Genomic DNA, 13,998 nt, shown 5'->3' with positions numbered 1-13,998 from the left:
CTCCCCCCGTGGGGGAGGCGATCGCTCAGCGATCGGTGGGGGAGTAATCAGAAGATCAGCCGGCTTCCCGGAGGCTGAAAACGGCCTCCCCCACAGGGGGAGGTTTCTAGATTACCCCCTCCATCTCGCCCGCCGGGTTCGTCCGCCGGTGGGCCAGGGCTTCGGCGACGTGCACCCGCTTCACCGCGCCCGCGCCTTCCAGGTCGGCGATGGTGCGGGCCAGGCGTAGGGTGCGGGTCCAGCCGCGGGCGCTGATGCGGCCGGCCTCGGCGGCCTTGGTCAACAGGGCGCGGCCGGGCTCGTCGAGGGCGCAGACCCGCTCGAGCAGCTCGCCTTCGGCCCGGCCGTTCAGGGTTTCGGGCGCGCCGGGCATGAGCGCCAGCGCCCGATCCGCCTGCAGCTGGCGAGCGGTCGCGACGCGGGCGGCCACCTCGGCCGACCCTTCGCTGGCGGCGGGCAAAGCCAGGTCGGCGGCGGTGACGGCGGGCATGTCGACGGCCAGGTCGATGCGGTCCATCAGCGGGCCCGACACCCGGCCCTGATAGTCGCGGATGCAGCGCGGGGCCTTGCCGCAGGCGCCGCGTCCGGCGCCGCCGTGGCCGCAGCGGCAGGGGTTCATGGCCGCCACCAGCTGCACCCGGGCGGGGTAGCGGACGTGGGCGTTGGCGCGGGCGACCATCACCTCGCCCGTTTCGAGCGGGGCGCGCAGGCTATCGAGCGCCTGAACGCCGAATTCAGGGAGCTCATCAAGGAACAGAACGCCGTTGTGAGCCAGGGACACTTCACCAGGCTTGGCGCGCAGGCCGCTGTGAATTCTCAAAGGAAATGAGAGAAATGAACAGGCCAATCAGCCCTCAGGGGCTACCAAAGGCTCATACGCCTTCAGAAGTCGATGAGACGGTTTGGGCGATTCCAGAAGCGTGGGAGAGTGTTTGATGTCCGCTCGCACTATCCCTCCTGGCCACCGGTCAATCACCGGCGCCCTGCCATCGCTTCACTCGGCTAAGCCGCTTGAGTATGAGTCCAAGCTGGAGCGCGATTTCCTCATGCTCATGGAAATCGAGTGGTGGCTGATATCGATCGCTACACAGCCCGTGACCATCGACCTCGATGTCGATGGTCAGGCGCGGCGATATACGCCAGACGTCCTAGTCACCTGGCACCCTGACTGCGCCTATCCGTTTCGATCGCACCAAGTTCTTTTCGAGGTGAAGCCCCTGGATATTCTCCGGCGGGATTTCGCCAAGCTCGCGCCGAAATACAGAGCCGCGCGGCGTTATTTCCGGAGGCTGGGCATGGATTATCGCGTCGTCACGGAGCGAACCATCCGGGTTCCTCGCTTGGCCAACGCTCTGCGGATCGCGCCGGCGGCGCGTCAGCACGCAAGCGAACATCTTTTTGAATCCATCTGCGACGCGCTGCTGGAGAGTCCCTATGACATGACCTTTGGGCGGCTTCGGGATCACCTTGAGCGCGCTGGCTTCATGCGCAGCGTGGCAGTCGACGGGATCTATAATCTAATCAGCCGTGGCCGCATCCACTGCGACCTACACGCTGAGCTGACCGACACATCGCCGCTTTACTGGTGGACGGTGAAGGACGCGGAAGTGCGGACCGTTGATGAAACCGCTGAACTCAAGGCCCGGCCTCCACAGGCCTCGCTCTATAACCGTCCGTGCTGATAGCGCTAGGCCGTCGGCGCATCGCGTCGCCGACGGCTAAGCTGTATAGACGGGCAAACTCCGCTGAACGTAGAGTTGGGCTGTGGCAGGTTGGAAGATTGAGATTGGCGCCGAGACCCGCGTGGGCGGAAGGCGAGCCACGTTCGTCAGTATCATCGACTTTGACCAGTACATGGTCTGCTTCCCAGACGGGAGCTACAAGGTCGTCGGCGCCGCCGATCTCGATCCCAAGGATAACCCGCAAAGCGTTTCGCGGCCAGTCGACGACTATTCGCCGGCCGAGCTGGAAGAGGCCTATCGCTGGTACGAAGCGCTGAAAGATCTCCTCGATGCCAAGGTCCCGCGCGGTGAGCGGTCGGCTTTTGTCGCCGCCGCAGCGTTGGTCCTGAAGGTGGGACAGTCGACAGTATGGCGCCGTATCCAGGGGTGGGACGGCAATCCTCTTAGCTTAGTGCGCGAGAGGCCAAATGGCGGGCGCGGTAAGTCCAGGATGGCCCCTGAGCGCGACGCGCTCATGTCCAAGGTCATCGGCGACCACTACATGAACAAGCGTCAGCGACCTCCCAAGGAGGTCTATGACGACTTCCTCCTCGACGCCTTCCGCAATGCGCGTCTGCGGCCGCCGTCGCTGGCGACCTTCTATGAGCGGATCCACCGCCTGGACTCGGTGGAGGTAATTGAAAAGCGGCACGGCAAACGGGCCGCGCACGATGCGCGCAAGCGGATGCAAGGCAAATTTCCATTCGGAGACGAACCGCTTGGCTGTGTTCAGATGGACTACTGGCTCTATGATGTGGAGATCGTGGACGACGTTGACCGTGAGGTCATTGGCCGAGGCGCCCTCTTGGCCTTGGCCATCGATGTCTGCACGATGATGCCATACGGCTACCATCTCTCGCTTGACCCCACAGGCGCCAACAACGCCGGCTTGGCTATCTTTCACGGGATGACCCGCAAAGAGCGTTGGTTGAAGGAAGTCGGCTTCGACATGGAGTGGCCGGTGTGGGGCATGCTTAAGATGCTCCACCTCGACAACGCAAAAGAGTTTCGCGGCTCAATGTTGCGTAGGTTCCTGGCGGACGAAGACGGTCTCAAGGGCGTGGCCGCCGAGCTGGTGAACCGAAAGGTCAAGACGCCGCGGTATGGGCCACACATTGAGCGGTTCTTCGGGACTCTCGCCTGGAAAGTCAAAGGTCTTCCCGGCGCCACTGGTTCGAACACGAAGGAGCGGCAGACCCGCAACTCCAGCAAGACAGCCAAGCTGACGCTTCATGACCTCGAGCTTCACTTACTAAGCGTCCTGAAGGAACACACCAACACCAAGCGCAAGGAGCTTGGCGGCCTGACGCCACTGCAGAAGTGGCGCTCGTACTTCTTCGAAGATGGCAAACAGATACGCCCCCTTCCTGATGAGCCTAAGGACCTCGATCTCCTTCGCAAGGAGTTGATGCCGATGATCACCCGCACCGTTCAGGACTACGGGATTAGGATCGACAACATCTTCTATGACTCCACCGAACTGGTCGCGGTTAGGCAGCGCCACGCGAACGAGCCGAGGCGAGAGTTCATTGTCCGTAGGGACCCGCGCGACATCTCGGAGGTCTACGTCTTCGATCCCGACAACAAGAGATACCTCACTGTGCCATACCGCCGGCACGGCGCTCCCGTGATCAGCCAGTGGGAAGCAAAGGCCGCGATCCGTCACTTCAACGATATCGATAAGGATTTCGCTGAGGGGGACATATTTGATTTCATCACTGAAAGGCGCGAACGCCAAAAGAGGATCGAGGAGGCGGGAAAGCTCACCACGAAAGTTCGCAAGGAACGCGCGCAGCAAAGGCAGCGGGAAAAGGCCAAGTCGCGCGAATCCGCAGTCATCGCGTCGGCAAAGCCAAAAGCTTACCCACCTGTTACAGCAGCATTGGCAATAGGCATGAAAAAGACCATTGGCGATGCTGAAGCACCGGATGATCCATACGCGAATGTTTTCGATGAGCTCGACATTTGATGGCCGAGCCGGACCACATCGAACGCGGCGCCCATCTGGTGCCTTCGGCACGGGCCTTGCTCGATCTGCCGATGGAGGAGCGTATCCTAGGACGATGGCCGGACTTATGGATTGGGCATCGCGAAGCCAAAGATATCCATCAGTGGCTCGATCAGATGTTGGCGTCGCCGAGGTCCTCACGGCCTCGTAACGGTCTACTCCACGGCGAGTCCGGCGTCGGAAAATCAACGACGCTGCGGCGTTGGGCCCGACAGGTGAACGACCGGGCGGCGCGACGTGTAGAGGAGGGCGATCCCGCCGAACTTGGCGAATGGGCGGTACTTCCCGTCCTCCTGTTCGATACTCCGCCCAAGGGAGATGAGACCCGGCTCTACAACGCCATGCTTGAGGCCTTCGGCTATGACGCCAAGAGCTTAAGGTCCTTGGCCGACAAGTACTGCCGCGTGAAGGATCTCATATATGCCTGCCAGGTGCGCGTGATCGTCATGGACGAGTTCCACAATGCGCTGTCAGGTCGTTTCGATCAGCGGCTTCACTTCAACGTCGTCATAAAGCACATCACCAATGAGACGGGCATACCGTTCGTCGTCGCGGGTACAGCGAGCGTCGATCAGGTGTTTCGCAAGGAGGACCAGCTACACCGCCGCTTTTCCCGCTTCGAGATGAAGCGATGGAAACAGACCGCTGACTGGGCCAAGCTGCTCACCAGCTTTGAGCGGGTCATTCCACTTGCCGAGCCGTCGCGCCTGTTCGAGCCGGAAATCGCCAACAGGCTGTTCGCGTATAGCGATGGTATAATCGGTGAGCTTTCAGAAATCCTGAAGCAGGCCGCGATTACAGCGGCATTGAGCGGCAAGGAGCGGATCGAACTCGATATGATCCGCCCGCTGAACTGATGTCTCCGCTCGATCGCGCAGATGCCGAATGGCGGCGCGCGATCGAGAACGGGCGCCGTCGGCGCTGGCCATATCGATCAAGGCCTCGCTCTGACGAACTTTTGTCGTCGTGGTTTCTTCGGTGCGCTGCCGGCATGTGGCTAAAGCCGTTCGCGCTCGGCAACGCCGTCTGGGGAAGAAGCCTTCAGATTCTGACGCGTGATATCGATAACTTCGCGCCACCATCTCTTGTCGCCGGGATGGCCGCCCTCACGGATACGCCTCTCGAGGCGGCATGGGGGACCAGTCTCGCAGAATTCGAAGGCCGGCTTGTCGAGCGATACACCATGGCTGGCCGAACCAACTGGATCATGCCTCTGGGCGTGCGCCACCGACGCCGTCATCAGCCCGGCCTTCAGTTTTGTCCGGCCTGCCTTCAGGAACCGATTTCCTACTATCGACGCATCTGGCGCCTAGCCTGGTCGACGGTCTGCTGCCGCCACGGATGCATCTTGCTCGACAGATGCCCCAGCTGCGCCGCGCCGCTAGAGCCTCACCGTGCCCCGCACCTTTGGCTATGTGCTACATGTCGGACCGATCTGCGGACCGTTGATGCTGCAGCAGCTCCGCCAGGCCTAGCCGCTCTGCAAGCTCGCCATGAAGAATTCCTGCGGCGAGGGTGGGCTGAGCTCGGGCGCGTGACCTTTCCCTACTCCCATCTCTATTTCGAACTGGTCCGACAGGTCGCGCGGGTGCTCTTCTCCGGAGCTCGTTCTGAGCGGCTGCGCATTTCCGTTTCGGGCTCGGTGGCGCAGGCGCCAGGGTTTCTCGCTGTTTGTCATGACGTTGAGACTTTGAGCGCGGACGATCGCAGGCGGCTTATGTCGTTGGTCGCGTTGGCGCTTCAAGATTGGCCGACGCGCTTTGTGGCGGCAGCCCGAGAAGCTGGCTTCTGGCGATCCTGGGCCACACGCGATCGGCCACGGCTGCCTTTTGCGTTCGCATCGATTGTGGATGAGCACCTGGGGGCGGGTTTCTATACACCGGCACGGGAAGAAGTCCGCGCGGCGGAAATGTACCTCCGTCGTGTGCGGCCTGGCCATGGGCGGCAGGAACTGCGCAACCTAGTTGGAGACTGTCAGGCCGTTTGGGATGTCTTCAATGAGGACTAACCGCGCGGCGCGGCGCCAACAGCTCTGATCAGTCGATCCTTGAGCTTCTCGGCGTAGATCGCTGGGTCCTGGAACCAGGTTTCTTCATGTACCTGGGCGAGTAGATGCGCATTGAACATGGACGGGCGCCAGACGCCGCGGTGAAAGGATTGCGCACCTAGCGTGGCGTCAATTTCTCGCCTGTAGTAGTCATCACCCGGACGAAGAACGAGAATGCCAATTCTGCTGTTACCGTCCTGTTGTGAGCGCCGATCGGTGGTGACGATCTCGTGCTCGGCGTCGATCGCAAACACGATGCGCCTATCGATCTTCAAGCGACACACCAAGGCGCGCCGTTGCAGGCCGCTCCTAAGCCTACTCCAAGGTAGCGCTTCTGGCTTCGAGCCTGCTCGGTAGAAGTCTGGATAGCGATGGAGCCTATCCGATTCATCTGATCCAGGGCCGGTGCTAGGCTTTACCCACTCAAACGACCACCCCATTCCCGTTGCCGCGCTCTCCAAAGCGGCGGCCGTGAGTAGGAGGTGTGGATGCGGCGCGCGCGCCAGATCTTCAGGTGGGGCGTCGGTTGTCGTCCTCATCTTTGCTGTCGCCTTCCGCGTCCGACCGAAGCTCCCCGTAGATCCGTATTCAACAAGCTCGTCGATCTCTCGCGGCAGCATCGATACACGACGATGACTCTCTTGTGGGACACCGACCATAATGGTCGTCCACGGGTCCCCGGACTCAGCGATACCTTCCCGGCGTTCGATCGGCGGTATGAAGCGCGAGGAGGGGCCACCGCTGATGGCCGTTAAGCGATCGGTGTGGCTGCGAGGGGCGTCGAACACGTACTTCTTGGGAGACACGCCTTCGTCAAACACGTCTTCGAATACCGGATAGCTAACTATTACCTGATCAATACCAAGATCATATTCGATCGCATGGATGCGCGTTACCAGGCAGCGGTTGCGCGCTGCATGTCCATCTCGGGTGGTTATCCACCTCAGGGAGCATGTCCAAGTGCTGTGTCCTTCAAATGGGTAAATGGTATTTATGAACGCGGGATTGTGGATCCATCCATTCTGCTGCAAGCTCGCAAATACCTGCCTAAATGCTATTTTTAATCTATCATCCGCTGCCACTCGGACGGCGAAGCGAACTTCCAGCGGGCTTAGTTCACGGTAGGCCTTGATGTAAACCGTGCCCCGATTGTCCGCATCTCGATAACATGCGTCGAGGTCAATCAAGAGCTCGGGTGTAGTCGCGGAATTGTGGATTCCGCCCTCGACAATAAGGCGAAGCAGGCCGCTATCTAGTCCGTAGAATGCTCGGACGAGTTCGACTGGAGAGACGAAGATTTTGTGGCCAGATGTCTCGAGGTCGAGGTTGAACAGCGGTGCATCTGAGATTAGTTTCGTCGGGTATGGAGGTGCAAAGTACTCATCTCTATCAAACCAGCGAGGCTCTGATGTGCCGAGCTGGGCTTTCGCTCGTTTTGCAGCGGAGCCGAGTACTTTAACTTTGACGCGGTCTTTGCTGAGAAAGTGACTATGAACCTCGTCGAAAGGCTCCTTGTTTGGCTCAAAAACTCTTCCAACCGGGAAATGGGCCAGATGTCCGATCCCGATTTCCACCGCCACAGATTTTTGCTCGACCGGTTCGGTTTGCGCTCTCCGCCACCATCGTGCGGGGGCGAAGATCACATCGATTAAAGCCTCACGCTGTGAGCTGCGTCGCGTGCGCCCATGCCCCACGACCATCATCGGGCCGCTGAACGCCTTGAGTTCCGGGTAGTCGACAATCATCGTCGTAGCGTTGCTAAATCTTGAGGGTCATGGCGCATGCGACGCCGCCACTTAGCGTTGCATGCCAAGCATTACCTATTTCCCACTCTGGCTTGGAAGAAGCTGCGGATTAGGAGGCCGCTAGGTGTCTCCGGGCTTGCCTTCATAAACAATCCTGCAGGACCGAGGGGAAGGTCCTGCAGAGATGGTGCGATCACGTTATGCGGGGCTGGATAGTTGACGCCGCCGTCGTACCTGCCTTGCGTTGCGCCGCCACTTCGGCGCGAGCTCGCGCCGCTCGGCTCCAAATGTTGAACCGTCGGTTCTCGATACCGGCCTGGCCATAGGCGTTGATAAGCGTGCCAAACCGATGAATGAAAACCACCGGCGTCGGGGTGTCTGGGTCGGCGCGCATAACCTTTGCGGTAACGTATCCGTGCTCGCGGTGCAGCCGCCGCAAACAGTCCAGCAACTCCTCGTCGGTGTACCGCTCGCTGATCTCCGACCAGCGCGGCAAGCTGATCCTCCGGGGGGGCTCGCCAGCGCGCCGCGCTCGCAACCGCTCAAAGCCGAGCCGCTGGAGATCACCTTGTTTGTAGGGCAGGCCCGCCAACCGATACGCGTTGGTGAGCTTGCCGAACTTGTACTGATAGTCCGGCGCGCTTGGGACTGATGGCTCCGCATTGATGGTCGCCTCGGTGACATAACCATCGCGCTCGAAGAGGCGACGCAGCGCCGCCAGCATCTCCTCTTTGGTCGTAGGCCGCTCCTGGCCGGGCGGGCGCCACCAGCCGGACGGCTCAAAGCCGACTAACTCATAGACGCGGTGGATCGAACCGAACTGCTGAAGCAGGACGTGCTGGCTCGGGGCGTAAGGGCACTCGTCGATCAGCTTGCCGGTGAGATAACCCTTCGCTTTGAATAGGCGCGCCACCGCAGCCAGGTTCTCCTCCGGCGGCACATGGTGGCGGCGTATTTTCCGTCGCCGAGCCGCGCTCTCGAACTGGGTGCGGCTGATGATGGGCTCCAGGATCTTGGTCTTCACCAATTCCTCCGGCGCATTCTTCCGCCGCTTCGATTTCAGCTTTTGGGTGGTGCGGTTAAACACATAGATACCGAGGACCAGCTCGTCGGTGAGCAGGTGCCGGACGCGGGCCTCGCCCCAGGTTGGGTGATCGCCCGCTGGAACGCCCATCTGGTTCAGCCGCTGGGCGATTCCCCGGAAGCTCATGCGGTCGCGCGTATACCAGGTGAACATGTCCCGGATGATCTTCACCTCGTGTTCCGGGCCGACCGCATAGACGACTCGCTGGTTGTTGAAGGCCTTTGTCTGGCCAGGCTTTAGCTTCTGAATCGGCTGGTCATGTTCATCGACCAGAATACGTTCGAACCCGTATCGCCTCGGTCCGCCCAGCTTGTGGCCGATCTTCGCCTGCAGGAGCTGCGCGTACAGTACCTTGCTGGAGAGGTCGCGGCTGAATTCCGCTGCCTGGTAGCGCTTGAACTGCTTGAGCAACGCCATGATCGGCGAGCCGTCGTTCTCAAACATCTCGGCGCAGTAAGAAACGGAGACCCCTGCCGCATGGCAGATGAACTCGTAGTGGCCGCCTTCGTCGAGGTACTGAAAGCGGCCCCATCGGCTGACATCGAACACTAGCAGCCGCTCGTATGGGCGCTCCACCTTGATCACGTCAGCAAGTAGCGCTTGAAGACCGGTGCGTTCGCGGAGCGTCAGGCCGCTTTCGCCGGGATCAGTGTACGTCTTGACGATGGTATAGCCGCGCTCGGCGGCATAAGCGGCGATTACGCGCGCTTGGTTGCGGATAGAGTAGCGCTGGTGATCCTTCGACATCCGCAGGTACTGCGCCGCCGGAATGAGCGCAGGTTTGAAGCCGTCTGCCATGGTGAACCTCCGCAGGTTCCCCCCTCGCCAGAATACCAGCGGGCGACAGCGCTCAACAGGTCGTCGGAGGGTGGATTTCCGCGAAACATGTCATTCCACGTCCTGTCCGAGGGGTCCTGTTGGCTGGTGCCTCAAGCCGGTCAATAGTCAGGCGCGGAAATCAGCGGCGGCACCGCAGGCGAACCAATTGGCTATCGGGGTTTTCTCGGTTGAGCGCGAGCGTCCGGCAGCGGCGACGACAGCGCCAGATTTTGCATTGGGCCCAGCATGGGCTTTGTGCTCGCTGCGGCCGGAGCATCGGCTGGCGAGGAAGGGGCCGAAGGGCGCTTGGTCATATCCGACCTTCGACCATTTTGATCCCAAAAACCTGGGCGGCCCTAGGAGCCTTGGAACGGCCTACTCAAGCACGGGGGCCTGCAATGAAGCTCGCGGCGGCAGCGCTCCAACCGCTTGCGACGTGATTTGGCATTGGAATGTCGTCGATCGCTTAATGAGCACCGCAGCCGAGGCTGCGTGGCCCGAGCAGATTGCGGACGTGCGCCGGTCGCGGTGACCGCTCCACCTGCTGGTCGGCAGATCATTCCGTGCGCTAGGCGTGATCTTGAAAGGATGATGATCACGCGCTAGAGCGGCGCACAGCAAGAAGCCCATCAAGCGCCTGCGCCATCTCACTCACGTAGCACTAAGCTGCTCGTCTAATTGAGAAATTCGGCGGAAGCGCCTGAATCTAAATAACTCTTGCCTGTATCAAAGCGCTCTGGCAGAGTTAACTAGCATGGCGGCTGCACCCCTAAAAGCATGGCTGCAAGCCCTCGGCTACGATCGGCTTGGCGACGCCTTGATCTCTGATCCCGCTGAGGTCGGTGCGCGGGCGTATGCGGCTGAGCTCCACGATCTCCTGCGCGAGGACGGTGAATTCCGGATAAATGCGGTCTTCTTGGTCGAGGAGACGCCAACGGTGTGCTTCGTCGAGGCGGCACGCGTGCCGACGGTTGAAGCGGTAGACGCGGTGCGTCAGCGGCTCTGGAACCAGAACTTGGCCTCCGCTCTACTGGTCATCTCCGATGAAGAGGTCAGGGCGTACTCGGTCCCGAAGTGGAAGAATGCCCTTGTTTATGATGCGCTGAGCAGGGCGGATGCAAAGTCGGACGGGCCGTGGTCGGCTAGTGAGGTGCTCTCATCTGAGCTCCAGCAACGGCTTGAGGATTGGTTTGATCCCAGCCGACGCGTTGATCGGGATCTTCTAAGGCAACTCTCAAACGCGGTGACGCAGTTGACGTCGGGGGACATTCCTCTGATTTCACGGCAAATCGATGCCCAGATGCTGCTCGCCCAAGTTTTGTTCATCTCCTACCTAGAGCATCGCGGGATAGTCGGCGATGACTACCGCCTCGCCCATGACCTAAAGACGTTGCGCGAGTTCGTGGTCGCGAGCAACGGCGCGGATATCGACAAGCTCATCGCGCAGCTGAAAATCGACTTCAATGGGGACTTCCTAGAGCCATCGGAAATTACCTGGGCGGATCTTCCGCAGGGTGCCCTTACAATTGTCGGCCGCTTGTTATCACGCGTCGATCTGGGGACAGGGCAAGCCGACTTTTGGAACTATGACTTCAGTCAAATTCCCGTGGAGCTTCTCTCTGGGATTTATGAGACTTTCCTTCAGGATGAAAGGAAAATCGACGGGGCGTACTACACCCCTCGGGTGCTGGCAGAGCTTGCTATAACTCATGCGTTGGCAGGTTTTGACGATCCTACAATTCTAAAATTGTATGATGGTGCTTGCGGCTCTGGAATTCTTCTCACAACTGCATTTCGCAAGATCGTCGCTCACCGACAGGCTAACTTGGGGCGAGCGCTAGAGATTGGAGAGCGGATCTCTCTACTCGAGAGCACAATCTACGGTGGTGATGTCAATCGGATTGCTTGTCGCGTCACTGCCTTCAGCCTTTACCTTTGTCTTCTCGAACGGCTCTCGCCGCGTGACCTGCTGCGGCTCCAACAGGACCACGAGTGCAAACTCCCCAAGCTTGTTGGGAAAAACATTGTCGAAGGACAGGAGCAGGGCGACTTCTTTTCTGACGCGAACCCGTTCTCCGCCTCCGGCGGATTCGACGTTGTCGTATCCAATCCGCCGTGGCGCGAGCTTCGAGCCGATGAGGGTATAAATGCCTCGGGTTGGGCGGCGCGAAATAAGGTGCGGATGCCCCACCGACAGATCGCTGCAGCATTCGCGGCTAAGGCAACGGAAGCTGCTAAGGCGGGCGGGCGTATTGCCCTCATATTGCCGACCTCGCTAATCACGGCGCCGACCAACGCCGATTTCCTCCGCCAGTTCACGACAAGAGTTCAGCTCGAGCGGATGGTGAATCTTGCCGATTTTCGCCGGCTCCTTTTTGCGCAGGCTGAACATGCCTGCACGGTTCTGGTTGCGACAAACCGACCGGGCCTCACCGATGGCCGTGTCGAGGGGGAATTCGAATACCTAATGCCGAAGTGCGACATCAGCTTCGCCTTCAACCGGTTGACCCTTCATGACTACGACAAGATCACAGTCCCGAGGTCATCCTTAGTTGCTGGCAATGATGAGCTGAGACGTCGCTTCTGGGGTGGGCAGCGCGACGAGGCCCTATTCTATCGGCTGTCTGCGCTGCCCAATCTGAACGACTGCATTCGAAAAGAGAAATGGCCGGTCGGCAAAGGATACCACAAGCGCGACGGCGGAAAGTCAGTCGATCATCAGCCGCTTGCACAGTATCCGTTCCTCGCTACTAGGGAGTTGAACGCTCCCCGATTGAGCGTATCTGGCTTCTCGCTGCAGGCCCTTCCTATTAGCGACGGCGTTGCCAGTTATGGCGATTTCGCGCTCTACGACGGGCCAAGGGTCCTGTGGCCTGACGGTACGTCGCCGGAGCTCGAAATTAGAGCGGCCTATACTAATCTTCGTTTCTGCTTCCCATCAGGCGTGGGGGCGATTGGCGTTGGGAAAGGCGGCGATGCCATCGCGCAGTTTCTTGCATGCTACCTTAGGTCAAGCCTTGCGAGCTACTGGCTAATCCTAACTGGCTATTCTGCAGCCGCTGAACGTGCGCGTGTAACTGTAAAAGAGATAAAATCTCTCCCCTTTATTCACCCTGAAAGGCATCCGGATAAAGAGTTGGTGCGCAAGATACTCGGTGAGGCTGAGGCGTTAATCTCTGCGTTTGATACGCCGCACGGGCAAATATTCTCTGAAAGCTACTACGAAGATGCTCGGAACAAGCTCGACCACTTGGTCTTCGATTATTTCGGCCTAAAGCAAGCCGAACGTGCCTTGATCGAAGACATGGTGCAGCTGGTTGCTTATAGCCTCCAGCCCACGAGCTATGCCGAGTTACATACTCCGCTACAAGAGAAGCCCACAACGGAAGCACAGGCCGCTTACCTCGGCGAACTTGTACACGGGCTTAAGGCCTGGAGCCGTCACGGCAAAGGTGCGATTCGTGCCAGTCTGGTGGAGCGGGGCGGTTTTAAAACACCTCTTGACGTTGTGCATGTCGCTCTCTCAGAGAGCGTGGCCGACGTTGAGCGTGGGCCTCCCCACGGTTCGTCTATCCCAGCACTGCTCGACGCTATCGCCGCGGAGGCTGAACAAGGAAGAGCGATCGACTTCTTCTCCATGCCAAATTCCATCTTCATTTGGGCTGACGACGTTTATCTAGTGAAGCCTTCCCGCATGCGCTTCTGGACCAGGAGCGCCGCGCTCCGCGACGCTGATGAAGTGGTCGCAATGTTGGTCGGCGACCGGGCGACTAAGGTAAACGCTGCTTGAGGCGGGTTCTTGCGACATCGACGGCGGCGGAAACTCTGTTCCCCGAGCCGGAAGTCGGCCAGTTCCTGGAATATGTGCGCGCCATCTGGTGTGAGCAAAAGTCAGTGGGGCCGACCTGGTGGGCGGCAAAGCATGAGACAACCCTTGTTGCGGGGCTATTTCACGCGCTGAACGACGAAAATAAACGCCAGGAAGCTGGGGTAGTCTGGGGACACTTCGTTTACGAGGCGACGGATGTGGAACTTGATCCCCAAGGCATGCCGAAAGCGAGAGGGCGTACCGACATTAAGTTCCTCTACGCCGCGAAATTTGGTCCAGAGTTGGTCCTTGAGTTCAAACGGCTCGACAACAAACGGCCGTTGAGAAAGAAATACGCGACGGAAGGCGTAGGTAGATTTTCATCGGGCAAGTACTCGCCAAACGCGGACGTTGGCATCATGGTCGGAATGGTCGCTGGGTGCGCGCTCACCGAAAAGACTAAGCTCTGTGCCTACCTGAGCGAGGCGAAAGTCGCATCGGAGCTATCATCTCAGGCAATCACTCACCCTGCCTATGGTGATCCTTCACAGTATGGCGCGCTCGCCTTCGATACGAAGCACAATCGTCCTACCCATTGCCTGGCAAGTACGATCGTTGTGGGTCACATGCTACTGGAGCGTTAAGCTCGAGCGGCGACGGATCTGGCGAGGCTCTCCGCGCGCACTCTCATTATTGAGAAACCCCGGCATGGGCATCACTGAAACATTTGTCTCATCCCCTTCCAGAATTCTCATTCAGTTAAAGA

Annotated in this window: 8 protein-coding genes and 2 pseudogenes; 7 read left to right on the top strand and 3 right to left on the bottom strand. The window is 59.6% G+C overall.

Going from position 1 to position 13,998, the window contains the following annotated elements; translation table 11 throughout:
* Positions 1–106: 106 nt before the first annotated feature.
* Positions 107–805 (bottom strand): annotated as a pseudogene (locus SGCZBJ_RS04300) (ATP-binding protein); the annotation flags it as partial.
* A gap of 130 nt (positions 806–935) precedes the next feature.
* Here SGCZBJ_RS04300 and SGCZBJ_RS04295 point away from each other — a divergent pair.
* The 5 genes and pseudogenes from SGCZBJ_RS04295 (at position 936) to SGCZBJ_RS25980 (ending at position 5,737) form a co-directional block, all read left to right on the top strand.
* Positions 936–1,682, top strand: a complete 747-nt coding sequence (locus tag SGCZBJ_RS04295) for a TnsA endonuclease N-terminal domain-containing protein (protein ID WP_101716784.1) — start codon at positions 936–938, stop codon at positions 1,680–1,682.
* A gap of 82 nt (positions 1,683–1,764) precedes the next feature.
* Positions 1,765–3,690, top strand: coding sequence for a Mu transposase C-terminal domain-containing protein (locus SGCZBJ_RS04290; RefSeq protein ID WP_133149187.1), 1,926 nt, complete (start codon positions 1,765–1,767; stop codon positions 3,688–3,690).
* Complete coding sequence (locus SGCZBJ_RS04285) at positions 3,690–4,586, top strand: TniB family NTP-binding protein (RefSeq protein ID WP_101716782.1); 897 nt, start codon at positions 3,690–3,692, stop codon at positions 4,584–4,586. The genes SGCZBJ_RS04290 and SGCZBJ_RS04285 overlap by 1 nt, the downstream gene beginning before the upstream one ends.
* A pseudogene (locus tag SGCZBJ_RS26455) lies at positions 4,586–5,068 on the top strand (TniQ family protein); the annotation flags it as partial. The gene SGCZBJ_RS04285 and the pseudogene SGCZBJ_RS26455, both read left to right, overlap by 1 nt.
* 195 nt (positions 5,069–5,263) lie before the next feature.
* Positions 5,264–5,737, top strand: coding sequence for a hypothetical protein (locus SGCZBJ_RS25980; RefSeq protein WP_240621411.1), 474 nt, complete (start codon positions 5,264–5,266; stop codon positions 5,735–5,737).
* Here SGCZBJ_RS25980 and SGCZBJ_RS25355 read toward each other — a convergent pair.
* Both SGCZBJ_RS25355 and SGCZBJ_RS04270 read right to left on the bottom strand, forming a co-directional pair.
* The gene (locus tag SGCZBJ_RS25355; RefSeq protein ID WP_133149186.1) at positions 5,734–7,521 is read right to left on the bottom strand and encodes a hypothetical protein; all 1,788 of its coding nucleotides are present in this window, start codon (positions 7,519–7,521) and stop codon (positions 5,734–5,736) included. The two genes, SGCZBJ_RS25980 and SGCZBJ_RS25355, sit on opposite strands and share 4 nt — an antisense overlap.
* Before the next feature lie 193 nt (positions 7,522–7,714).
* Positions 7,715–9,403: a recombinase family protein gene (locus SGCZBJ_RS04270; protein WP_101716779.1), complete on the bottom strand. Its 1,689-nt coding sequence runs from the start codon at positions 9,401–9,403 to the stop codon at positions 7,715–7,717.
* An 838-nt stretch (positions 9,404–10,241) separates the two neighbouring features.
* Between SGCZBJ_RS04270 and SGCZBJ_RS04265 the strand changes: the two genes are divergently transcribed.
* Both SGCZBJ_RS04265 and SGCZBJ_RS25350 read left to right on the top strand, forming a co-directional pair.
* Positions 10,242–13,214, top strand: a complete 2,973-nt coding sequence (locus tag SGCZBJ_RS04265; protein ID WP_165799234.1) for an N-6 DNA methylase — start codon at positions 10,242–10,244, stop codon at positions 13,212–13,214.
* The gene (locus tag SGCZBJ_RS25350; protein ID WP_133149185.1) at positions 13,211–13,876 is read left to right on the top strand and encodes a hypothetical protein; all 666 of its coding nucleotides are present in this window, start codon (positions 13,211–13,213) and stop codon (positions 13,874–13,876) included. The genes SGCZBJ_RS04265 and SGCZBJ_RS25350 overlap by 4 nt, the downstream gene beginning before the upstream one ends.
* The last annotated feature ends 122 nt before the right edge of the window (positions 13,877–13,998 follow it).

The organism is Caulobacter zeae, assembly GCF_002858925.1.
GTDB lineage: Bacteria > Pseudomonadota > Alphaproteobacteria > Caulobacterales > Caulobacteraceae > Caulobacter > Caulobacter zeae.
Note: the sequence above shows the minus strand (reverse complement) of the source record. Positions and strands in the feature narration are given on the sequence as shown.